The 21,277-nt window shown below is 46.4% G+C and carries 19 protein-coding genes and 2 pseudogenes; 9 read left to right on the top strand and 12 right to left on the bottom strand.

The features are described 5' to 3' along the window. Positions 1 to 132: 132 nt before the first annotated feature. The gene (locus tag QUA34_RS12260; protein ID WP_333036886.1) at positions 133 to 1,308 is read left to right on the top strand and encodes a homocysteine biosynthesis protein; all 1,176 of its coding nucleotides are present in this window, start codon (positions 133 to 135) and stop codon (positions 1,306 to 1,308) included. 245 nt (positions 1,309 to 1,553) lie between these two features. On the opposite strand, the gene QUA34_RS12255 is transcribed toward QUA34_RS12260, so the two are convergent. Continuing rightward, the gene (locus tag QUA34_RS12255; protein ID WP_333325794.1) at positions 1,554 to 2,801 is read right to left on the bottom strand and encodes a hypothetical protein; all 1,248 of its coding nucleotides are present in this window, start codon (positions 2,799 to 2,801) and stop codon (positions 1,554 to 1,556) included. A gap of 583 nt (positions 2,802 to 3,384) precedes the next feature. Between QUA34_RS12255 and QUA34_RS12250 the strand changes: the two genes are divergently transcribed. From QUA34_RS12250 to QUA34_RS12225, 6 genes and pseudogenes are all read left to right on the top strand, one after another. Beyond that, a complete protein-coding gene (locus tag QUA34_RS12250) occupies positions 3,385 to 4,293 on the top strand; it encodes a tetratricopeptide repeat protein (protein WP_333386910.1) in 909 nt (302 codons plus the stop codon). A 73-nt stretch (positions 4,294 to 4,366) separates the two neighbouring features. Next, positions 4,367 to 4,609 (top strand): annotated as a pseudogene (locus tag QUA34_RS12245) (Uma2 family endonuclease); the annotation flags it as partial. 65 nt (positions 4,610 to 4,674) lie between these two features. Beyond that, entirely contained in the window at positions 4,675 to 4,932 is a 258-nt protein-coding gene (locus tag QUA34_RS12240; protein WP_333386907.1) for a hypothetical protein, read from the top strand. 51 nt (positions 4,933 to 4,983) lie between these two features. After that, entirely contained in the window at positions 4,984 to 5,175 is a 192-nt protein-coding gene (locus QUA34_RS12235; protein ID WP_333386904.1) for a hypothetical protein, read from the top strand. A gap of 32 nt (positions 5,176 to 5,207) precedes the next feature. Further along, the gene (locus QUA34_RS12230) at positions 5,208 to 6,254 is read left to right on the top strand and encodes an AAA-like domain-containing protein (protein WP_333386902.1); all 1,047 of its coding nucleotides are present in this window, start codon (positions 5,208 to 5,210) and stop codon (positions 6,252 to 6,254) included. Then, positions 6,251 to 9,748 carry an AAA-like domain-containing protein gene (locus QUA34_RS12225; protein WP_333386900.1) on the top strand — a complete coding sequence of 1,166 codons (3,498 nt, stop codon included), beginning with the start codon at positions 6,251 to 6,253 and terminating at the stop codon, positions 9,746 to 9,748. The genes QUA34_RS12230 and QUA34_RS12225 overlap by 4 nt, the downstream gene beginning before the upstream one ends. Positions 9,749 to 9,774: 26 nt before the next feature. Here QUA34_RS12225 and QUA34_RS12220 read toward each other — a convergent pair whose 3' ends face one another. The 4 genes and pseudogenes from QUA34_RS12220 to QUA34_RS12205 form a co-directional block, all read right to left on the bottom strand. Next, positions 9,775 to 11,502: a succinate dehydrogenase/fumarate reductase flavoprotein subunit gene (locus QUA34_RS12220; protein ID WP_333386897.1), complete on the bottom strand. Its 1,728-nt coding sequence runs from the start codon at positions 11,500 to 11,502 to the stop codon at positions 9,775 to 9,777. 134 nt (positions 11,503 to 11,636) lie between these two features. Continuing rightward, a complete protein-coding gene (locus QUA34_RS12215) occupies positions 11,637 to 11,951 on the bottom strand; it encodes a hypothetical protein (protein ID WP_333056259.1) in 315 nt (104 codons plus the stop codon). A gap of 352 nt (positions 11,952 to 12,303) precedes the next feature. Then, on the bottom strand, positions 12,304 to 13,317 hold the full coding sequence (locus tag QUA34_RS12210) for a pentapeptide repeat-containing protein (RefSeq protein WP_333386988.1): 1,014 nt from the start codon (positions 13,315 to 13,317) through the stop codon (positions 12,304 to 12,306). A gap of 30 nt (positions 13,318 to 13,347) precedes the next feature. Beyond that, a pseudogene (locus tag QUA34_RS12205) lies at positions 13,348 to 13,464 on the bottom strand (IS630 family transposase); the annotation flags it as partial. Positions 13,465 to 13,750: 286 nt separating this feature from the next. Between QUA34_RS12205 and QUA34_RS12200 the strand changes: the two are divergent. Then, the gene (locus QUA34_RS12200; protein WP_333325780.1) at positions 13,751 to 14,476 is read left to right on the top strand and encodes a lysophospholipid acyltransferase family protein; all 726 of its coding nucleotides are present in this window, start codon (positions 13,751 to 13,753) and stop codon (positions 14,474 to 14,476) included. Positions 14,477 to 14,583: 107 nt separating this feature from the next. Continuing rightward, positions 14,584 to 15,405 (top strand): alpha/beta hydrolase, encoded by an 822-nt coding sequence (locus QUA34_RS12195; protein ID WP_333325777.1) that lies wholly within the window; start codon positions 14,584 to 14,586, stop codon positions 15,403 to 15,405. Positions 15,406 to 15,578: 173 nt separating this feature from the next. Here the strand turns inward: QUA34_RS12195 and QUA34_RS12190 are convergent, their stop codons facing one another. The 7 genes from QUA34_RS12190 to QUA34_RS12160 all read right to left on the bottom strand — a co-directional run bounded on the left by QUA34_RS12190 (position 15,579) and on the right by QUA34_RS12160 (position 21,256). Then, positions 15,579 to 16,286: a DUF2996 domain-containing protein gene (locus QUA34_RS12190; protein ID WP_333386894.1), complete on the bottom strand. Its 708-nt coding sequence runs from the start codon at positions 16,284 to 16,286 to the stop codon at positions 15,579 to 15,581. Positions 16,287 to 16,469: 183 nt separating this feature from the next. Further along, positions 16,470 to 17,357, bottom strand: coding sequence for a hypothetical protein (locus tag QUA34_RS12185; RefSeq protein WP_333325772.1), 888 nt, complete (start codon positions 17,355 to 17,357; stop codon positions 16,470 to 16,472). A 138-nt stretch (positions 17,358 to 17,495) separates the two neighbouring features. Further along, positions 17,496 to 18,050 carry a hypothetical protein gene (locus QUA34_RS12180; RefSeq protein ID WP_333325769.1) on the bottom strand — a complete coding sequence of 185 codons (555 nt, stop codon included), beginning with the start codon at positions 18,048 to 18,050 and terminating at the stop codon, positions 17,496 to 17,498. Between the two features lie 337 nt (positions 18,051 to 18,387). After that, complete coding sequence (locus QUA34_RS12175; RefSeq protein WP_333042098.1) at positions 18,388 to 18,504, bottom strand: photosystem I reaction center subunit VIII; 117 nt, start codon at positions 18,502 to 18,504, stop codon at positions 18,388 to 18,390. 57 nt (positions 18,505 to 18,561) lie between these two features. Continuing rightward, complete coding sequence (locus tag QUA34_RS12170) at positions 18,562 to 19,071, bottom strand: photosystem I reaction center protein subunit XI (RefSeq protein WP_333081456.1); 510 nt, start codon at positions 19,069 to 19,071, stop codon at positions 18,562 to 18,564. Positions 19,072 to 19,184: 113 nt separating this feature from the next. Then, positions 19,185 to 19,901, bottom strand: coding sequence for a TIGR04283 family arsenosugar biosynthesis glycosyltransferase (locus QUA34_RS12165; RefSeq protein ID WP_333325767.1), 717 nt, complete (start codon positions 19,899 to 19,901; stop codon positions 19,185 to 19,187). A 149-nt stretch (positions 19,902 to 20,050) separates the two neighbouring features. Next, positions 20,051 to 21,256, bottom strand: a complete 1,206-nt coding sequence (locus tag QUA34_RS12160) for a transposase (RefSeq protein ID WP_333325764.1) — start codon at positions 21,254 to 21,256, stop codon at positions 20,051 to 20,053. Positions 21,257 to 21,277: the final 21 nt, after the last annotated feature.

The following is a 21,277-nucleotide window of genomic DNA, read 5'->3' as shown; positions in this document are numbered from 1 at the left end:
AGTTATAATAATATATTGCTTTTATCTCAAACAACCAGCTCTATCGACCTTCCATCAATCCAAAATTAATTTAAAATCAAAATCCCTCCAAAATCAATCAATTCAAAATCTAAAATCTAAAATCTAAAATATATGAGATCGATCGACGAAATCAACGATAAAATCAGCCAAGGCAAAGCCACAGTCTGGACAATCGAAGAACTCAAAACTAGAGTTCAAGAAACCAGCATTACCCAAGCCGCCAAAGAAGTCGATGTGATTACCACCGGCACCTTCGAGCCGATGGAATCCTCCGGTGCAATCATCAACCTCGGCCATACCGACCCGCCGATAAAAATCCGCCAATGTTGGCTGGACGGCGTTTTAGCCTACTCCGGCTTCGGGGCAGTAGACCTGTACCTGGGAGCCACCCAAGTAGCCGAAGACGGCGAAGAATCCCGCGAACGGGGAGGCGGACACGTCATCGAAGACCTGATTGCCGGGAAACCCGTGCAGTTGCGTGCCTTGGGGCAAGTAACAGACTGCTACCCCCGCGCCTCCTTTGAAACCACGATTACCCGCGATACAATCAACCAGTTTTATTTATTCAATCCCCGCAACGCATATCAAAACTTTATTGTTGGAGTCAACGGGGGCGATCGCCCGCTGTTCACCTACCTCGGCCCCCTGCAACCAAACCTCGGCAACGCCGTCTACTCGAACCTTGGAGCCATGTCTCCCCTGCTCAACGACCCCGACCTCGAAATCATCGGCATCGGCACCCGCATCTTCCTAGGAGGCGCTCAGGGCTACATCACCTGGGAAGGAACCCAGCACTTCCCGCTGCAAAAACGCCAGCCCAACCGCACCCCCATCGGCCCTGCCGCTACCCTCGCACTCATCGGCGACGCCAAACAGATGAACTCGAAATGGGTGCGTGGCTGCTACTTCAAAAACTACGGCCCCTCCCTGATGCTGGGAGTCGGCATCCCCTTTCCCGTCTTAAATGAAACAGTCGTCGCCCACTGTGCAGTATCAGACAAAAAAATAGTAGCGCCGGTGGTAGATTTCTCTATCCCCCGGCGCGTTCGTCCCACATTCGGTTTAGTTAGTTACGCTCAATTAAAGACTGGCCGCATCCTGATAGAGGGCAAACCTGTGCGGGCAGCCCCCCTTGCTAGTATGTTTCTCTCCCGGCAAGTAGCATTGGAATTGAAGCAGCAAATTGAAGCGGGTCAATTTACCCTCACGGCCCCAGTTGCTCCCCTACCCACCGACAGAGTATTTCTCCCGCAAGATTTGTGGGGCGCACAAGTGAGGCTCGAATAAAGGATTTGAGATTGGCGATTTGGCGGTTTTAGATTATTTGTGGACGCACCAGGTCCCAGAAACCGGGTTTCTTGTCCCTAGCGCGGGCCTGAAAGCTTAGGTTGTTGGTCAAGAAACCCGGTTTCTGCTCCTCGCGAGTGCGTCCAGGATTCTAGATTTTAGATTCAAGAATTCTGGTAAAAAACTGCACACATGGGAAAGTGATGCACTCACCTAAAATCTAAAATCTAAAATCTAAAATGGGTTCATTCCTCGATCGGCTTAGGCTTCTTAACCGGCTTAGGAAGAGGTTCCTTCGGGACACGCGGTGCTGCTGCTGCTGCGGACTTGATGGTAGGACGCCCTACAGGAGCACCGTCACCGCTGGGCCTAGGAGTAAACGGACGCTTCCCTCCTCCTTTGAAGCCACCGGGCGGCTTGCTACCAGGGGGGAATTTCCGCTTTTTAATCGGCAGGGCACCAATATTATTAGCCTGCTCAATCATCAGACTGTCAGCTTTCAATTTGACGTGGAAATCCCAAAAAAACCCGATCGCCTTTGTAGCTAAATCTCCCTTGAGTTTCAACTTAAAAAACTTCATCTTGTCGTCATTCTTGCGGGGAGCTTGCTTGATTTTGACGATGACATACTTTTCTTGGTCTTGGGATTGATAAATCACCTCACCTCTAATCGAAAAATAGCCATCTTCAACATCAGGTTCCGAGGGAGGCAAAGATGCGGTCGATGCTTCGTCACTAGCCTCAATCTCCGCTGCTTCCTGATTTTCCTCATCAGAGGAAGGTTCGGGAGGTTTCTTGAGCGTTTCCGGCTCCCAAACTCCCATAATCTGGGCGTGCAAGTTGCCGTCTTCTTGCCGGGTGCGGGGATAGACCACCCACAGGTGTTCTTGTTCCAGCTCCAGGTGATTTTTGACTAAACTCATGACTCTACCCAGCAAAACTGCGTCGATGGCAGTTCCGTCGGCAGCTATCAGCATACCCCGGGTGAATTGCTCTTCTGATGGTGTGTAGCGACCCCGCACCAAACCAACAGCTCGGTACTGCCTGGGTTCGCTGGGGGGGGGAATGGGATGTTGGCGCATGACGGAGGGTATGTCCTCGGCTGCCTGACTTTCGTTAGCGGCAGGCTCGGCGTTTGCCGGCGGTGCGACTGCTAGGGCTGGAGTATCGCTGACAGGTGTCGAAGACGCTGCAGGCGCCGGGGGTACAGGAGCATTGCTGGGCTGGTCTTGTGGCTTTGTTTTGTCCTTGTCGGGGGCAGAACTGTAGCGTGGTCGTTGCAGGCTATCCTTGGACGCTGGGGCGTCTGTTGGCGTTGCCGGTTGATTTTGGTCAACAGGTGCAGCCAACGCCGAAGGCACCGAACTTTCGTCTGGTGTCTCAGGAATGGAATCTGTATCTTTAGGCGGATTGACGGCCAGTTCGCTCGGCTGATCCTTGCGAGTTGAAGTAGATTTGGACGATTTGGAAGACCGGTTGGGAGAGGGGTTCATAAAAACTCCTTGCAGCGGAGACACATCCCTTAAGGGAAATTAGGAATAAACTGAAGAAACTGCTTTAAAAACTACTAGCACCTGACAGGCGGGCTTGCGCCCGGAGGTCTGGTTGTGACCCGTCAACGCCAACTTTCAACGCTACGAGTGCCGATCGGTTCGCTGGCTGCTAAAATCCTTGCGAGGAAGGACTTTGGGAGTTGCTGACTGATCGATCCTGCGATCGCGCTGATCTGGAGTTGCTGGCTAATAGCATTTAGGATATTCAGCTTGCCTATTTTACTTAATCCAATTACCTAACGGCCTGATCCGCCATATTTTCGGTAATTTTTAGCTTGACCAGACTAAATTGGACAGACACCGCAGTCCGTGGGGCTGCAGGTCTGAGTGTCCAAAATTGTTTAGCTAGCATGGAGTTATGGGTCTGTTACCATATTAGCTGCAAGTAAAAGGCTGCTTTGTCCGTTCGGACTTTGAAGTTAAGAACTTTTATGGTTGCATGGATCTAGTTAAATGGCAGACGCCCCTGAGCGATGCGTTAATTCTTAGAAAATAGTAGATTTTAAGCTGGGATAGTTGAATTATGGAAAAAGCAAATAAGCGTCGTGGGTTGATTACTGTGGTGGTGGTGCTGTCGCTCATCGCTTTTTTGGGATTTTCTCTGGTTCCCATTTTGGACAGTATTCTCAAGGCCAGCCAAGCCCAAAGTACGTCAACTCCAACACCTACTCAAACGGCGCAGTCTGGGGAGAAGCAATCAGAGTTGCTGCAAGCTCAGGCGAGGGGGTACGAATTGGTTTTGCAGCGAGAACCAGACAACGTAACGGCTTTACGGGGATTGTTGCAGGTGCGGCTGGAGTTGATCGGCCAAGGAGTGGGGGACATTAAGGATGCAATCGCTCCTTTGGAAAAGTTGGCTTCGCTGAATCCTGAGACTACTGAATACGGGATTTTGCTGGCTCAGGCTAAGGAACGCACGGGCGATCGCGAAGGGGCTGCTCAAGCTTACAGGTCAATTTTAGCGTCTAAGCCTGGGGAAATTAAGGCTTTGCAGGGGTTGGTGAATTTACTGCTGGTGCAGCAGCGACCAGAAGCTGCGATCGGATTGCTGCAAGATACGCTGAAGGCTGCTCCGGCTGCGAATCTGGCGAAACCGGAAAGTGTTGATGTAACTTCAGTGCAGTTGATTTTGGGACAGGTTTATGCTGTGCAGAAGCGCTACGAGGAGGCGATCGCAATTTACGACGAATCTGCTAAGGCTAATCCCAAAGATTTTCGCCCGACTTTAGGAAAGGCGATCGTGCTGAAGGAACAGGGCAAAACAGATGAGGCAAAAACGCTGTTTGATCGAGCTACTGAGTTAGCTCCTCCTAACTATAAAGACCAAATTAATCAGTTAGCTAGTGGGACTCCTTTGCCTTCTCCTGCGGCTACGACGACTCCCGAACCGGCTGCTTCTCCTAGTCCAGAAGGCGCGCTACCGAAACCTTAAGGAAAGTTTTGAGTTTTGAGTTATAAGTTAAAAAGTTTAAAATTCAAAACTTAATACTTATAACTCAAAACGGCTGCGTTGGTGGGACGAGGAGGGTAATTTACTGTTGATTGGCGATGAAAGAGCAGAATTAGAGGGAGTGCCAGAGGAGCAACAGCGGGAAAGGGCCGGGGGTGCAGAACAGGCACGACAAGCTGAATTTCTGGGAAGAAGGGATGCAATTCCCCGGTTGTTGGGAATGGGTTTGAGTGCCGAACAAGTGGCGGAGGCGTTAAGTTTATCTGTGGGGGAAGTGACGGAGAATGCTGGACGGTGATGTCTGGCAATTTTATTGGGTTTATGAATGAGACTTTTATAGAAGATCGCAGGAGTTAGAATCAAATGACACTAAGCTCAAGGTTAGCAGCAGCAGAAAAAGTATTAGAGTTGCGGTATGAGACTCTTAATGATGCGAAAAAACGCCTTGCCATCACTGACGACATCTTGGCCAAAACCGCGCTTAGGCAAAGAATCCGGGAAGAAGTTCTACCAGAACTTCGTCAGTGCGAGACTGAGTATTGGGATCTTCTGGCTCAAGAATCTGCCTTCTCTACGGTAGAAGAAGTCGATGCACGAAATGCGATCGTCGAAGTTGTCTGAGAAGTTGAACATATTGAGAAGCAACCCGCCACCAACTATCCCGATGAACTGATGCGATTGTTGCGAGAAATTAGAGACAAGCTAAACGAACCAGGAACACCTGCTGCTGCTAAAGCAAAGTTGGCTCTACCTCTGATTCCTGGAATTCTAGCTTATGAGGTGGAACTGGATACAGAAAATACTTTAAGAAAAGTCTTGCAACCAATTAAACGACTCTTTAGAGATCCTACTCAAAAAAAGTAGGTAGCCCCGATGTAGATTGCCCATATCGGGGTTTGTCAGCATTTCAAGGGGCTGTAGTTGCAGAACTAGAATCACCAACAGGGCAAGTTGCTCTAGATTCTGCCTTTTATGTTGCTCATCTTCGCATCGAATCTGACTGCTATAAGGAAATTGTTAAAGCAGGGGCATTAATCCGAGTTAAAGCCCCACGGCAAATGGGCAAAACCTCGTTAATGGCACGAATACTTCACTGTGGAACCGAGCAAGGCTATCAAGCAGTGGCGATTGATTTTCGACAAGCCGATGGAAATGTGTTTGCTCACCTAGATCCGTTCTTGCGGTGGTTCTGTGCCAACGTGGGACGGAGGCTGAAACTACCGAACAAGTTAGCAGATTACTGGGACGAGATTTTTGGCAGCAAGGATAACTGCACGGTTTATTTCGAGGAGTGTCTTCTGCCCCAAATCAAGCACCCTTTGGTTTTGGGATTGGATGAACTGGATTGGATTTTCTCACATCCACCGATCGCTAATGACTTTTTGCCATTGCTGCGATTTTGGCACGAGCGTGGCAAAAATGAGGCTATTTGGAAAAAACTGCGGTTGGTGATTGTGCATCAAGATGTTTATACTTTGAACGCCAATCAGTCGCCGTTTAATGTAGGTTTCCCTATTGAACTACCCCAGCTAAATCAGTCACAGATTCAAGATTTAGTAGGGCGACACGGACTCAAGTGGACGAGCAAGCAAGTCGAAAAACTGATGGCGATGGTGGGCGGGCATCCTTATCTAGTACGGATGGCTTTATATCGAATTGCACGGGGTGAAATGACACTGGAACAACTGTTGCAAATTGCCCCTACCGAAGAAGGTTTGTACAGCGATCATCTGCGCCGTCATTTATTAAATTTGGAGGAAAATCAAGAACTGCTGACCGCTATGAAGCGAGTAGTTGCCCAGAACTCCCCAGTACGGATAGATACACGAGAAGCATCTAAGTTACTACCTATGGGGCTAGTTAAAATGAAAGGTAATGATGTTCTGCCTCTGTGTGAATTGTATCGCCAATATTTTTGTGATCGCTTGAGGATTAATCAATGAATCCAGTACCTCAACCAGCTTATGAATACCAAGTCGGGGGCAATTTACCTGCTGATTCTCCCACTTATGTCACGCGACAGGCAGATCGAAACTTGTATCAAGCGTTGAAGGCGGGAGAATTCTGTTATGTCTTGAATTCACGGCAGATGGGTAAATCTAGCCTGCGGGTGCAAACGATGCGATCGCTGCAAGCCGAGGGAATTGCCTGTGCTGCGATTGACTTGACGGGTATTGGCAGCCAAAATGATTCAGCAGACAAGTGGTATGCAGGTTTAGTTCGGAGTTTAGTAAGCAGTTTTGAGCTTTCACAAAAGTTTGAGCTGCGAAAATGGTGGCTAGATCGGGATCATCTCACCGCTGTGGATCGATTGAGTGAGTTTATCGAAGAAGTGCTTCTGGTCAATATTTCTCAACCCATCGTCATTTTTGTGGATGAAATCGATAGCGTTCGTAGCCTGAGTTTTCCAACTGACGATTTTTTTGCTTTAATCCGATACTGCTATAACCAGCGTGCCGATCGACCACAATACAAGCGTATTACCTTCACGCTATTGGGGGTGGCGACTCCCTCAGATTTGATTAAAGACAAAAAGCGCACACCGTTTAATGTTGGTCGAGAGATTGAACTCAACGGCTTTGAGGCAGATGAAGCCGAGCCATTAGCCCAAGGATTGGTGGGAAAAGTCAGCCATCCAAAAGAAGTATTGAAAGAAGTATTGAATTGGACTGGTGGACAACCGTTTCTTACTCAAAAAATTTGTAAAATTATCCGGGTTAGCAATGAGGTATTGAATATTGAAAAATTGGTGCGATCGCGCATTATCAAAAATTGGGAATCACAAGATGAGCCAGAGCATTTGAGGACAATACGCGATCGCCTTTTGACAAATGAGCAGCGTGCTGGTTATTTGCTGGGGCTATATCAACAAATCTTGTGCCAGCAAAAAGGGATTCTAACTGATGATAGTCCAGACCACATGGAACTGTGGCTGACAGGGTTGGTAGTCAAGCGACAGGGTAGATTAGAGGTTTACAACCGAATTTACAGGCAAGTTTTCAGTCAGGGATGGGTTAGCAATGAATTAGCGTATCTCCGCCCAGATTTTTACAAAAAAGCTATACAAGATTGGCTGGCCTCGAACTGTCAGAGTGATTCATGCTTGTTACGGGGGCAGGCGCTACAAGATGCCCAAAAATGGGCAGCAGGCAAAAATTTGAGTAGTGAAGACAGTCGGTTTTTAACTGCGAGTTTAGATATTGAGAGGCGAGAATTTGCCGAAGCTCTCAAGCCACATAATTTTAAATTTAAATATGGAGAAGCATCCTCAATTTTTGATTTAATTGATTTATGTGATAAATATCCTGATGAAGCAACAGATTACTTGTTTAGCGGGTATGTAGAACGCTGGCTGGTAGCACGTTTAGGAAAGACAAATTTAGCAAACGTGTCTCGTAAAATTGTCAATTTATACGAGGGCAAAAAGCGTAGAGGTTTAGAGATGTTTGTGCGGGTTATGTGTGAAGATATAGGACACGACCCATCTCCAAAAATTGTTATCTTACCAAATGAATTAGACCTTGGTGATATACCACTTGGCTATCACCAAACATATACATTAAAAATTATCAATAAAGGGCGGGGATTTGCTTGGGGAAATGTAAATATTGAGGGCAATAGTCGAGGTGTGAGCGTACCAGAAAAATTCGATTCTTCTACTGGCAAATTAGATATTGAATTGAATACACTAGAGGTAGAACCTGGCAATTACTATTGTTATATAGTGTTTCGCCTAGAAGGCGTTGAGGAACCCTGCAAAATTCCTGTCCACTATGAGGTAAAAGAACTTCCTGTCAATATAGAACCAAGGAAACTAGACTTGGGAGTCATTGCAGATGGCATACATTCCATTCCTACCTTATTGAAAATTACCACTGGTGGGGGAATACTTAAGGGAAGTGCTTCAACTGATATGGCTCAACTTGAACTAACACCGAACAGCTTTGAAAGTTCATCCTTAGAATTAACCTTGACCTTAAATACAACTACTCTAGAAGCTGGTCACTACCATGCTCAAATATTACTAACAACAAATACAGGAGAGTTTCAAATACCTGTTTCCTTTAGGAAACCCATAAACTGGGGAACCCTTGTCTGGTTTACGGTTAGGAATGGTATTCCTACAGGATTATGTCTGTATTGTATTCGCTTAATTTTGGGTCAATTTTTATCAGTAGGTTTAGGTGATAATTGGATTTTGTCATACCCGCTTGAAGTCAGTAGATCTTCTGTTTTACAAGTAGTTTCCCCTTTGAGCCTAATGGGGATACCCGAAGTTCAGTTAGTCTGTTCGATATTTGGGTGCCTAATGATTTTGGGTACTATTTTAGCTTTGAAATTTCTCTTACAAGAGCATCTTAACCATTTTCAACAACAATTAACATTGATCGTAGAATTTGTGTTACAGCCCCTAAATAAGTTAAAAGAAAATTATAGCAATAGGAATCCAAAAAATAATCAATTTTCCTATAGTTATCAACCTTACCAGACAATAAACCGCAGAAGAGTTTTGAAATTTTTTGTATTCATAAAAGTGGTTGTCGCATTATTACTGATTTGGGTGTTCATAGGAGTTACGCTAAATTTTTTGCTCAACATCTTGGCATGGTGGGGAGTTAGTTTTATTGTACTTGGAGATCTAGCGGCATATTCACTAACATTAATTAATATCAAGCAACCAGAAATTGCTTGGTTGCTCTTAGGTGGACTCACAGGCGCGTCTTTCGGAATAATTCAGGGTCTAAAAACTATCAAACAATATTCCGCTCTATCTAAAGTATATAAAATTATTATCACCCTAGCTGCAATACTTGCCTTGACATCATATTTGACATGGGAGCTGAAACCCAACACAGAATTTTTTCCTAAAGTTTTACTTAGAGAAGATTTTAAATCTCCATCAACCTGGAAAACTCCACCCTCCGCAAAGATAAAAAATGGGGGACTATTTCATCAAACGAGTGAAGATGAAATAAATCGTCCCAGCTTATCCCTATGGGATATTAAAGAAAATAAAATAGCCAACTTTGATTTTTCTGCGGATGCGAAAAAAGTTAAGGGTTCTGATAACTCAGAATTTGGAATAATAGCTCGATATAACTCTCAGAATCAACCTCGCATAGTGGACAATTATTATTATTTGCTAATTAAAGGCAATGGAAACTTTGCGCTGGGAAAATTATCATCAAGTAATAAGTGGGAACATAAACTTGGCTGGAAGTATTCTACCACAATCAAACAAGGTAACAATTTGAATCGATTGAGGATTGTATGCGATGGGAAAAGGGTGATTGGATGGATTAATAATCAAAGAGTTGGGATGTTTGAAGATGACTCTTACAAATCAGGAAAAATTGGAGTCATTTCAACCAGAAGCGAGAAAAATGCGATCGCCGTATACTTCGATAATGTGATTGTGAAGAGTAAGCCTGAATAAAGGTGGGCATCGCCCACCCGTACAAATCAATACTTCCTCTCCTGCGGCTCAAACATCGTAATCGCCACCGGCATATAAGCCAAATCAATCCCCGCAGGCGAATAATACGCCATTGTATGCTTCAAGAAATTCCCATCATCGCGCTCAGTAAAATCTTCCCGCGAATGAGCTCCCCGACTTTCCTGCCGGTTCAAAGCAGAAGTTAAAATCATTTTTCCGACAATTATCAAACTCCGCAACTCCAAAGCTTCCACAATTTCCGTATTCCACAACTTGCCTTTATCGTCTAAGTAAACCTCCTCATATTGTCGCTCTAAATCAGCCAATTTCTTTAAACCTTCCTGCATCAATTCGGCGCTACGAAATACGCCACAATACTCAGTCATAGTATCTTGATACTGCTGCCGGATTTGATTGATGCGGTATTTTCCGGGACGTTCTAAAAGTGCCTGAATTTGCTCTTTTGCTTCCGTAATATAACGCTGTTCGTCTACTGCAGGCAACTTGCGATTTTGTACAAATTGTGCTATGGTTGCGCCAGTAACTTTACCGTAAACAACGCATTCCAACAGCGAATTGCTGCCCAAACGGTTAGCGCCGTGAACCGACACGCAAGCTGCTTCCCCCGCTGCAAAGAAACCGTCTACCAAACTGTCAGGACTGCTGCGAACTTGCCCACTAACATTAGTAGGAATTCCCCCCATTGAATAGTGAACAGTAGGGCGGACGGGCATCGGCTGATTTACGGCATCAATTCCTAACAAACGGTGGGCTTCTTCCCAAGCAAAAGGAATTTTGCTCATAATTTTTTCGCGTCCCATGTGCCGCAAATCGAGGTAGATAAAGGGGCCGCGGGCACTACCATCAACATTAATTCCTCGACCGGCGCGAATTTCTATGGAAATTGACCGCGAGGTGATATCTCTGGGCGCTAATTCCATCCGCGACGGGGCATAATTGGCCATAAATCGATCGCCCTCTGAATTAATCAAATAAGCGCCTTCGCCCCGCACAGCCTCGGAAATCAACACTCCCACGGGATACAAACCCGTCGGGTGAAACTGCACGAATTCCATATCTTCCAGCGGCAATCCAGCTAAAGCCGTCATCGCCAAACCGTCTCCCGTCGAGGCGTAATCGTTCGACGTGGTATTGTAAACTCGACCGTAACCCCCCGTAGCAAACATCACCGCCTTAGCACGGACAACCTCAATTTGACCGTCTAGAAGGCGGTACATAACTACCCCCTTGGCTTGGCCTTCTTCCAAAATCAGGCGGGTGACATACCACTCCTGATAGATGTGAACTCCGTAACGGCGCAGATTGTTGACTAATTCGTGGAGGATGGCGTGACCAGTTTTGTCGGCGGCGTAGCAGGTGCGGCGGTGAGAATGTCCGCCGAAAGCGCGCTGGGCAATTCTGCCGTCTGGGAGGCGGGAGAAGAGGACTCCCATGTGTTCTAAATCTATGACTACACCGGGGGCTTCCCGCGTGAGGATTTCTACCGCGTCTTGGTCGGCTAAATAGTCTGAACCTTTTACTGTGTCGAAGGCGTGGGCTTTCCAACTATCTTCAGGATCGACATTTTGCAGGCTGGAGGCCATGCCGCCTTGGGCTGCGACGGAGTGCGATCGAATCGGGTGAGTTTTGGCGACGACAGCTACCTTTAAACTGGGGTCAGTCCGAGCAATTTCTACTGCGGCGCGGCAACCTGCTAAACCGCCGCCTACAATGATTACGTCGTGTTCTAGCATTTTTTTGAATTATTTTGAGTGTTGTGCTCAACTTATGGTGACGCAAAAAAAAACTTCCTACCAAAAGCGCAGGAAGTTTTTTAACTTTTGAGTTGAATGGAAAATCAAAAGTTAAATCAAAATTTCACATTGGACTAGCCGGCGCTTTCGACAGGCTGCTGATTGGACTGATTGCCCGTTGCAGAAGGTTGAGTTTCCGTACCGGGTTCTACGGCAAGCACTTCAATGTTATTTAGCAGAGTTGTAACGAAAGCAAACAGCAAGAAGGGCAGAGACAGCACTAAAATCAAGCCGACGGTAGCCAAGGCGAAGATTTGGCGGGCGCTACTCCACAAGGCGAGTGCCGACGCTAGACTTAGGAAGATGACTATCAGCCAAACAATGATTTGACCGTAAATGTCGCCAAAGGTGAGGGTACATTTAAGGCGATAGTTTTGGATATTATTCATTTTGCTCCTGGCGAGATTGCTATTAAGACTTGTGCAAAAATACTTTGACAGTGCGTCAATCCCCACTGTAGATTTATCAGTTTAGCTACCCTAGCTTGGTTTGGGGGCTATTTTAAGCATTTTTACAGAAGTCGCAACAAGACTTTATAAATTGTTGCTTTCCCTCAATATAGCAACCGCCCGTGTTAGGACGCAAGGCGTAAGACATCTGCGATCGCATGGAGTAAGTAATCAAACTCATCTAGCTGTTTACGAATTCGACTTTTGGGCGAAGATCGGCATTGTTCCATCCAAGTTCAAATCAAATGAATCCACTTAACTTTTCTCTTTTGGCGACAGTTAGAGTTCGATATCAGTTGCCACAACCTTCTTTAGTTTTTGTGCCATCTGGCATTGTGACATCACAGAGGTTATTTTTACTCATTTCCGCACCGCTGAGGTCTGCCCCCATTAAGTTAGCTCTACTCATGTTGATATCTACCAATCTGGCTGATTTTAAAATAGCATTTGTTAGGTTAGCATCAACAAGTTTGGACTTCACAAGATCGGCATTACTGAGGTTTGCCTTAATTAAAGTTGCTCCTTCCAGGTTTGCCATCCTTAGAGAAGCCTTCGTTAGATCGGCTTCCGTTAATTGAGCCATTTCCAAGTTAGCATAACTAAGGCTAGCATTAGTTAAAATGGCATTATTCAAATTAGCTCTAGACAAAGTAGCATCATTCAGCCTAGCGTTACTTAAAAGGGCATTCTTCAAATTAGCTCTATATAAATTAGCGCGATTTAACGTAGCCTTGTTAAGATTGGCGTTTCTCAAGTTAGCACCGCTGAGATAGGCAGAAGAAATATAGATTATGTTCCCCGCACGATAACGGTCAGGACTCAGATCTGCCTCGTTAAGGTTGGCATCTGCGAGATTTGCACCTATAAGCGATACTCCCTTGAGATCGGCCTTAGTCAAGTTAGCTTTTTTGAGGTTGGCATAAGTCAGTCTAGTTCGAGTTGTTTTATTACACTTTAAAATAGCTCCAGATAAGTTGGCATTTTCTAAGTTAGCGCCCGTCATATCGTTGCCTTTAAGATTGGTATCTGTCAAGTCAGCACCGCTCAGGTTAATTCCTTTCATGTTGACATCTCCTAAGTCAGCAGATCTGACATTAGCACCGCTAAGATTAGCATTGACAAGATTAGCTTTGTACAAATATACATTTTCTAAGTTAGCTCCTGCCAAATTAGCCCCCTCCAGACTCGCACCCCTTAATTGAGCGTTTGTTAAATCGCAACCTTTGCACTGTTTAGTTTCTAACAGTTGCTTGATGTGTTCCGGGTTGGCGGCCTGAGCTGGGTTTGTCAAAGTCAGGGAAGCCACAAGTAGAGCAGTAGCTTCTGGCAACCAAGCTAGAAAGCTTCCTGTTTGGTCTTGTCGCTTTAGCCATAGGGCAATAATTTTTAAGCAATCGAGATTGATTGCTGGAATGACTTTCTGGCGTAGATCGTAGCTGTAGGGTTTTGCCATGAGTGGTGCGATCACTTTGCAACAAACAAGATCGTTCTTAGTTTACACCACAATTGTCTGAGGAGTTGCTATACCAAAGAAGCTGGGTTTTTTTGATCGGTATTCAAGGAGCGAATGCAATTTTTATTGAAAAAACTAAGTGTCTGACTATCCCATGCGTCCTGAACTATAAAGCCCAGGTAGATGGGAAAGTCTACTTTTTGAGGGAGCCCTGCCTTGGTAAAGTAATGTTAAGCTGCGTGAGAATGGAATCAACCTTTATAGCGTCGCACCTGTCTTTTCGCCCATGTCTTCAGAGAGCAAATTGCTGATTTCGCGCTGTTTCCTGGCTGGTTTGGGAACGCAGACGTTTGTGTTCCGGGAAGACCGGATTCCCCAAGAGAGTCCGGTGCTGGTGGTGAGCAATCACCGCAGTTTCTTAGATCCTGTGCTGCTGACGGCGGCTTTGGGTCGATCGATCCGCTTTGCTTGTCATCATTACATGGGTCAAGTTCCGCTAATGAGGGAAGTTGTCACGACTTTCGGCGCTTTCCCCTTGGAAGCACCAGAGCACCGACAGCAGCATTTTTTCTCTCAAGCGACAGCGCTGCTGCAAAGCGGGGAGATGGTGGGGGTGTTTCCAGAGGGTGCAGAACCGATGGTGAAGCTGACTGGACCCAATACTGTGGGGAAGTTTCAGCGAGGATTTGCTCATTTGGCTTTGCGGGCGCCGGTGCGGGATTTGGCGGTTTTGCCGGTGGCCATTAGTTCTTTTGAGGAACACTCGGTAAGATCGGGTGTACCGCTCAAGTTGTTGAGTTTGTTTGATCCTTCGGAACCGCTGTTCGATCGCTCTGGGTGGCATCCTGTGATAATTTATCAGCGAGTTAATGTTTTAATCGGCCAGCCTTACTGGATTACTGTCGAGAGACAGCAGCAATATCGAGGCAAAAAAGCCAAAGCAGTTGTGGCTGAACTCACAAACCACTGTCAGGGAGAAATTGCACAATTACTCCAACAAGGTTATTTGTAAGTTTGTAAGTTTGTTGACTGTTGGCTGTTGACTGTTGACTGTGGGCTGGTGTCAGATTTCCAATCTAAAATCTAAAATCTAAAATCTAAAATCGATTGACTTGAATCATGGCAAATGCTAACAACAAGGTTCGTTTCCTAACCCCCAAACCGCCGAAACCAGAGCGCCCTTTATTTGTATTTCTGCCCGGTATGGATGGCAGTGGTTTGCTGCTGAGGCCCCAAATTGCTAAATTAGCAAATCATTTCGACATTCGCTGCTTAACTGTACCGGCTGACGACATGGCTAGTTGGGAGGTACTGGTTAGCGAAACAATTGCCTTAATTGAAGCAGAAAAGCAAGCGGGAAAGCCGAAGCGGCCGGTTTATCTGTGTGGCGAGTCATTTGGGGGCTGTTTAGCGATGAAAACTGTTTTAGAAGCTCCTCAATTGTGCGATCGATTAATATTAGTCAATCCAGCTTCTTCGTTTCGACAGCAGCCTTGGGTGCAGTGGGGATCGTACCTGACTCAGTGGCTGCCGGCAAACCTTTATCCGCTGTCGGTAATCGGTTTATTGCCGATATTAGCATCATTAGGAAAGATTGGGCGCGACGATCGGCGCGCTTTGCTAGAAGCGATGCAAGCAGTACCGCAAAATACGTCTGTGTGGAGATTGGCGTTAGTGCGATCGTTTAATGTTGACGAAAATCAGTTGCGCGGCATCAAACAGCCGACGCTAGTAATTGCTAGCGGTGCAGATCGGCTGCTGCCTTCCCTAGTAGAAGCGAAGCTTTTAGTCAAGGTAATTCCCAAAGCTGAAATGGTGGTGCTGGCTAACAGCGGTCACGCTTGTTTGTTAGAAACAGATGTTAACCTTTACGGGATTATGCAAGCTCGCAATTTTTTGACCAAATCCGAAGAAAATCTGTCATTAGTCATTAGTCATTAGTCAATAGTCAATAGTCATTAGCTATGAGTTCTCACTTCTGAGTCAGTCGGGGCAAAATTAGAGATGGGGCGAGGGGTAAAGTTTATATTACAATTAACCCGCCCTGACACTCATTAGTAAGTCCCCGAAGACAAGCCACTAACGACTAATAACTAATGACTAATGACTAATGACTAATTAAGATTTAACCATTTTTGAGCGTTAAGCCGCTGGACGACGCCAAACACCATGAGGTCTAGTGTTACCTTGCGCTCATCTATCAAAAAAGGCTCTAAAGTGCTGGTTTGGGTCTTATTTTCCGCGCAGGAAAATGCTCTTTGACTTTGAATATTTTCTTGAGGAAAATACAGGTTAAATTGGCGCTCTCCTTCTTGGAATTTACCAATTACCTGCCAGCAATCCCCGGCGGAACTCATGCCAAAAACGGGGAATTTTTGCTTGGTAAAACTCACCTCTAAATCCTTAACGCCCTGCTTAGTCAAAGCAGTTTGCAAAGCGGGCAAATAATCTTGTTGAATAAATTCCGCAAAGGGCTTGTCTTCAACAGCAGGTGCTTTTTCCTTTTTAGCTTTAGCTGGGGGCTTGTCGCCTTCGGTCTTGGCTGCGGGCTTTTTAGCAGCCGCTGGAGGCTTGTCAGTGCTGGGGAAGTCGCTTGTCTCGGCAGTGTCGGAACTCGGGGCGTTCTCGATCGACGCACTGGGAGTTTCCGATTCGCCAGCGGTAGGATTTTTCGGTTCTTTGGGCTTTTTAGCAGCCGGCTGAGGCTGGTCAGCGCTGGGAAAGTCGGTTGTCTCGGCAGTGTCGGAACTCGGGGCGTTCTTGATCGACGCACTGGGAGTTTCCGATTCGCCAGCGGTAGGATTTTTCGGTTCTTCTGACATTAACGCTTCCTGTTAAAAGTGATTCGGTAAGGAGTTGGGAGTTGAGCAAGCGGGCGATCGACTTTCTTGAGGGCACACATTTTATCGCAAACCAACCAGAGAGAATGGCTAGTCAAAAAAATTTGAACTGAAAACACTCTCACAGGGCGATCGACCGCCAATATCACAACTCCTTTGGTTATTCTAAATCTCAGCGACAGCTCGTTCAATCAAACGGCGGGCTAGAGTTTGAACACCGGTGTGTTCGTAGTAGTTGGTAGTCATGTCGAGGAATGCGCCCACGTAGTCCACCTTGTCAGCAGAAATTTCCACAAAACTCTGCAAGTGGCCAAGTACGTTTTGGGGAGTCAAACCTCGATCGCTCACAAAAGAGCTCATCCAGCCAGAAACCGAGTTAAAGCTTTCGCCGATAAAGCCGAGTTGGCCTGCGGGAGAGCCCCCTGGAATCATGCTGCCGATCGACTTAAAGGCCGAATTATCTTGCAAATCGCTGGGGGAGAGTCTCTGAATCCAAGACTGAGTTGCCATGATAAAGTCTGGGCCCAGGGGAATCAAACCATCGAAACAAACCAAAGCAGCCATCCGCATCAGGGATTCGCCGCCGTAGTCGCCCAAGGAAGCAGCAAAATCGCCAATGCTGTCGCCGGGAAGGCCGTTAATTTGGCAAAAAGCTAGCAACTCTGTGACTAACTTCAAAGAAAGGTCGATCGTTTGAGCTTTTTCCGGCTTGGGAGTGAGATTGCCCAGCAGGGACAAAAACGGCACATTTTGGGAGACTTTGTTAGCGAGGGCTGCGGTACCGAGGGCGCTAGAGGCACTGTCAATAGTTTGGTAGAGCCAGAGAGCACGCTGGTAGCCCTCAGATTTATCGTTGTAGAGGTAGATGGCGCGCTCGCCAATTTGCTGAATCAGTTCTTCGTCTGTTTCGCCAGTAACGGTGCGAATGGTATTTTCAAAGCCAACTAAATTGTTCCACTCACCGGGAACCACAAAGTCAAGCGCTCGCAGGGCTTTGACAGTCATGTTGTCTTGAGGCAGTTGATCGACTAATTCAAAGACTGTTTTGCTCACAAAAAACTCCTTTTGCTGGAACTGGAATCAAAGGTATTACTTTTGGCAGATGCCAAGAACTTCACAGTCTCATTCTGGCAGACTTAGTGGTGATAGCGCCAGACTTGAGTCGGGCGCGGAGTTTGACAAAAGACGTTGCTACTTGAGGCGCGCGAGGCCGCCCAGGTTAAATTTTGACAGCCAAGCTTCCCTATCGCTAGCGGTAAAAGAGGGATTGCGGGATTGAACTTTCACCTGATAGCGATTTGCCACTAAAACAGCAGTGATATTAGCACCCTGATTAACGGCGGGATAGCCGCTGATTTGCTTGGTACTTTGCTTAAATTTTGCACCTGCGCTGGGGTTGCCGGCGATGTCATTAATCGACAGCACCGCGACATTTTTACCGCCTTTGTTCAACTTAGCTTCCGCAAAACCGGATTTTTCTTGAGCGAAGACGCGATCGAATCCACCGCCAGAAGCCGGGAAGTATTTATTTAACTTACCGCCTGCCACTGCCTTCTTGGGCAGGTTTTGATTACTCGCACTTGATTTATCAGCAGTTGTCTGCTGTGCTTTACCAGGTTTTTGGGTGCTTTCCTGCTGGGCTTTGTCCCAGCGGGAGGGGGCTTGGGTTTGACCGCAGGCGGTCACTAACAGCAGTACCGAGATCAGGAATGGAGCTAAGATGCGGCGTGCGGGGGAAAATTGCATCGCTGTCTCCTCATTAGTAGGTTTCCATAACAATTGTGGCTCAGAATTTAGCAATTTGTGTGCTCTGAGCGGATGATTTGTCTTCTTTGCAAAAAAATCCTCTGCCTGCAGGCAGAGGATTTTTTTGCAATTACGAGTTCTGAAGGAAGAAAACTCAAAGATTGCTCTACAGATAAATTCTGGAGATGGGGGTAAAGAAACTAAGTTTTATGATCGCCAGCAATCTCAAAACAATTTTTGCTGATTTTCCCTAGATTTATCTAGAAATGTCAGAGCAATTGTTCCTCAATGGTCTTACTTCGGCTTTCCAACTTAGGTCTTACTTTAGGGGTAAGGCTCAGGCGTCGCTTTCAATGTAGATAAACAACAAACCCATTACCACAACCGGCATCACCCAGGTAATTAGGGGAATCAAAATCCAAGGCAAGAAAGAGGCAGCGTAGGAACCTGTCATATCAAATTCTCCAAACTAAAGTTAGTGTGTTCCAACAGGGATATTTGGGAGTCGAGTCTAATTGTTGACTAAGCCCCGGAAAATGGCATCAACGCCGTTAAAGTTTTCGAGTAAGAAGTAGGCAACAAAGACACCACCCATTCCACCAATGAAGAAACCACCGGTAAACTGGCTCCAGCCTTCAGCATTTCTGAGGGCATCAGGGGTCATGGGATTAGCGCTAGGGTAGCTGGTGTTGTCTTGTTTGAAAGAGACTAAACCATAAGCAGACATACCTAGTGTGCCAAGCAGAACTAAGACGAGGGCTGTATATAATCCTCCGAGATTAGCTGCTTCTGGATAATCCCGCAGGGGGCCGAAGACGATTTCGGGGCCGACGAGGAAATAACCGTGTGCCAAACCAATTTCTAGGCCTCGAATTAGGGGCGAGAGTCCTTTGCGGTAGACGGGCAAGTTCCCAATGAATGCTTTTGTGAAATCAGAAGCACTGATGGGAGTTGCTAGATGACCCGTGAAGGGGTCGCCGTTAAAGGGTTTAATAAGCTCTGCATCTCTGGGATCGGCCATATTCTGTTTGTCCTCGCAGTTTAAAAAGTTGAGGCGTTCAAGTCATATTTTACGCAGGGACGTGTTTCCTATTTACATAATTAACGGCGAGCTTTAGAAAAGTTCACTATTCTTTAGTTTTTGGAAGAATTTTTCTTTTGCCTCTTATACCAGAAAGCGAGTCGATCGGGCGACACTCCCAGGAAATAAGCGATGATTACTATTTGATTAATGGCGGTGGTTTTGATGACCCCAAGCTGCTGCCAGCGACGGGCGGATGTCAGGACTGGCTGGGGTACTATTTCAATGCGGCCTTGTTTTTTCAATCGGCGCACGAATTCAAAGTCTTCCATCAGTGGCAAGTCGGGAAAACCGCCAATTTTGTCAAAGGTAACTGCGTGGAGGAAAATAGCTTGGTCGCCGTAGGGCATTTGCAGAAAGTTCGATCGCCAGTTTACCCCTGTTTCTACCAACCGGAGGCTGAGACTGCGGGCGTCAATCTTGAGTTCAAAGGCCCCCGCTACCGTACAGGGATTAGCTAGTACCCGACGCGCGCTATCGTCGTACCCGCTAGGCAAAAGAGTGTCGGCGTGGAGAAACAGCAATATCTCTCCAGTAGCGGCGGCGGCACCTACATTCATTTGGGCTGCACGGCCTGGGGCGGTGGAGATAACTCGGACGCCCAAAGATTTTGCTATATCTGTAGTACCGTCACTGCTGCCGCCGTCAGCGACAATTATTTCGACATTTTGGGCCTCAAGCGCGGTGGAGATGACTGGGGCAATTGTAGATGCTTCGTTTAAGACTGGAATGATAATGGAAATTTTGAGATTGGGATTTTCTGGCGACATACAGAATTAAGCAGCCCGTGAGAGAGAGCGGGTTTTGTACAAAGCTGATTTTGCCCATTTTTGACACCGGGCTCGCCCCTACATTTGGCCTTAACGTGGGAGAGTTTGTTGACATCCTCACCGGGCTAAAGCCACGGTGATTCTAAACATCACTGTTTAGACTTCCTCTTTCTACGACCCGACTTATTTGAAGGAGTTTCCTCACTCAAACAGAGGTCGATGTCTCCAGAGACGTTTGAGGTTCCCGTGTGCCCCACGGTACGCAATCCTAGTTCTAATATATTGCGAGCGGCGTTCCAATCTCGCTCTAAGACAAATCCACAATGTGGACCAATATGTGTTCTTTGACTTAACGATTTCTTCGCGACTTTCCCGCAACTAGAACAATTTTGACTTGTATAGTGTGGCGGCACTGCAACAGTCGCCACCCCAAATACTTTGCCAAAATATTCAACCCAATTTCTAAAAGCTGTCCAAGCTGCATCGGATATAGACTTAGACAACTTTCTGTTTTTAACCATGTTACGCACCGACAAGTCTTCGTAGGCTACCAAGTCGTTGGACTGGATTACGCACCTTGCTAATTTCACGGCAAAGTCTTTACGTCGCCTACTTACCTTGAGGTGTTTTCTGCTTAAACGATTCCGAGCCTTAACTCTATTTTTAGAGCCTTTCTGAGTTTTAGAGAGTCTCCGATTAAGCTTTTTAAGTGATTTTTCAGACTTTCTCAGATGGCGTGGATTCTCTACGGTATTTCCGTCAGAGTCTGTAGAGAAATGCGTTAGCCCTACGTCTAAACCAATGGTTCGTCCAGTAGGTTCGCGCTTCTCATTTCGTTCAGCATCAATACAGAATTGCACGTAGTATCCATCACCTCGGCGAACTACGCGCACCCGCTTGATTTGATTTAACTGATAGAAGTGTAGGTCACGAGTTCCCCATAATTTAAAACTTCCTGCTTTAAATCCATCGGTGAAGGTTATATTTCGCCTGTCTTCAGAAAGTTTCCATCCACAAGTTTTGTATTCAACAGAACCATGTGTTTCATGCTTTTTAAATCGCGGGAAACCTTTTTTACCGGGTCTTGCTTTCTTGCAGTTGTCGAAAAACCGCGCCATCGCTGACCAAGCTCTTTCCGCAGAAGCTTGCCTTGCCATTGAGTTGAGCTTGGCTGCCCAAGGAAACTCCTTCGCTAAGACTACGCAATAAGTGCTTAAGTCGTAGCGACCTACATCTTTTGTGTCCATCCAGTACCTGATGCAGCTATTCCGAATAAAACGAGCAGTACGAATGGCTTCGTCTAGCCGTTCGTACTGCTCGTTTTTTCCTTCTAGCTTGGCTCCAAATACTAACATTTACGTCGCTGTGATGGATAT

Origin of the sequence: Microcoleus sp. POL10_C6 (assembly GCF_036701585.1) — a bacterium.
In the GTDB taxonomy this organism is placed as follows: Bacteria; Cyanobacteriota; Cyanobacteriia; order Cyanobacteriales; family Microcoleaceae; genus Microcoleus.
This window is presented reverse-complemented; position numbering and strand designations above follow the sequence as displayed.

Excerpts from the sequence above, each read along its gene's own strand:
- QUA34_RS12170 (WP_333081456.1), bottom strand. The coding sequence starts at position 19,071 with ATGGCCGATCCCAGAGATGCAGAGCTTATTAAACCCTTTAACGGCGAC.
- QUA34_RS12160 (WP_333325764.1), bottom strand. The coding sequence starts at position 21,256 with ATGTTAGTATTTGGAGCCAAGCTAGAAGGAAAAAACGAGCAGTACGAA.
- QUA34_RS12260 (WP_333036886.1), top strand. The coding sequence starts at position 133 with ATGAGATCGATCGACGAAATCAACGATAAAATCAGCCAAGGCAAAGCC.
- QUA34_RS12255 (WP_333325794.1), bottom strand. The coding sequence starts at position 2,801 with ATGAACCCCTCTCCCAACCGGTCTTCCAAATCGTCCAAATCTACTTCA.
- QUA34_RS12200 (WP_333325780.1), top strand. The coding sequence starts at position 13,751 with ATGTCTTCAGAGAGCAAATTGCTGATTTCGCGCTGTTTCCTGGCTGGT.
- QUA34_RS12215 (WP_333056259.1), bottom strand. The coding sequence starts at position 11,951 with ATGAATAATATCCAAAACTATCGCCTTAAATGTACCCTCACCTTTGGC.
- QUA34_RS12250 (WP_333386910.1), top strand. The coding sequence starts at position 3,385 with ATGGAAAAAGCAAATAAGCGTCGTGGGTTGATTACTGTGGTGGTGGTG.
- QUA34_RS12180 (WP_333325769.1), bottom strand. The coding sequence starts at position 18,050 with ATGCAATTTTCCCCCGCACGCCGCATCTTAGCTCCATTCCTGATCTCG.
- QUA34_RS12190 (WP_333386894.1), bottom strand. The coding sequence starts at position 16,286 with ATGTCAGAAGAACCGAAAAATCCTACCGCTGGCGAATCGGAAACTCCC.
- QUA34_RS12220 (WP_333386897.1), bottom strand. The coding sequence starts at position 11,502 with ATGCTAGAACACGACGTAATCATTGTAGGCGGCGGTTTAGCAGGTTGC.
- QUA34_RS12195 (WP_333325777.1), top strand. The coding sequence starts at position 14,584 with ATGGCAAATGCTAACAACAAGGTTCGTTTCCTAACCCCCAAACCGCCG.
- QUA34_RS12225 (WP_333386900.1), top strand. The coding sequence starts at position 6,251 with ATGAATCCAGTACCTCAACCAGCTTATGAATACCAAGTCGGGGGCAAT.
- QUA34_RS12235 (WP_333386904.1), top strand. The coding sequence starts at position 4,984 with ATGCGATTGTTGCGAGAAATTAGAGACAAGCTAAACGAACCAGGAACA.
- QUA34_RS12240 (WP_333386907.1), top strand. The coding sequence starts at position 4,675 with ATGACACTAAGCTCAAGGTTAGCAGCAGCAGAAAAAGTATTAGAGTTG.
- QUA34_RS12165 (WP_333325767.1), bottom strand. The coding sequence starts at position 19,901 with ATGTCGCCAGAAAATCCCAATCTCAAAATTTCCATTATCATTCCAGTC.
- QUA34_RS12175 (WP_333042098.1), bottom strand. The coding sequence starts at position 18,504 with ATGACAGGTTCCTACGCTGCCTCTTTCTTGCCTTGGATTTTGATTCCC.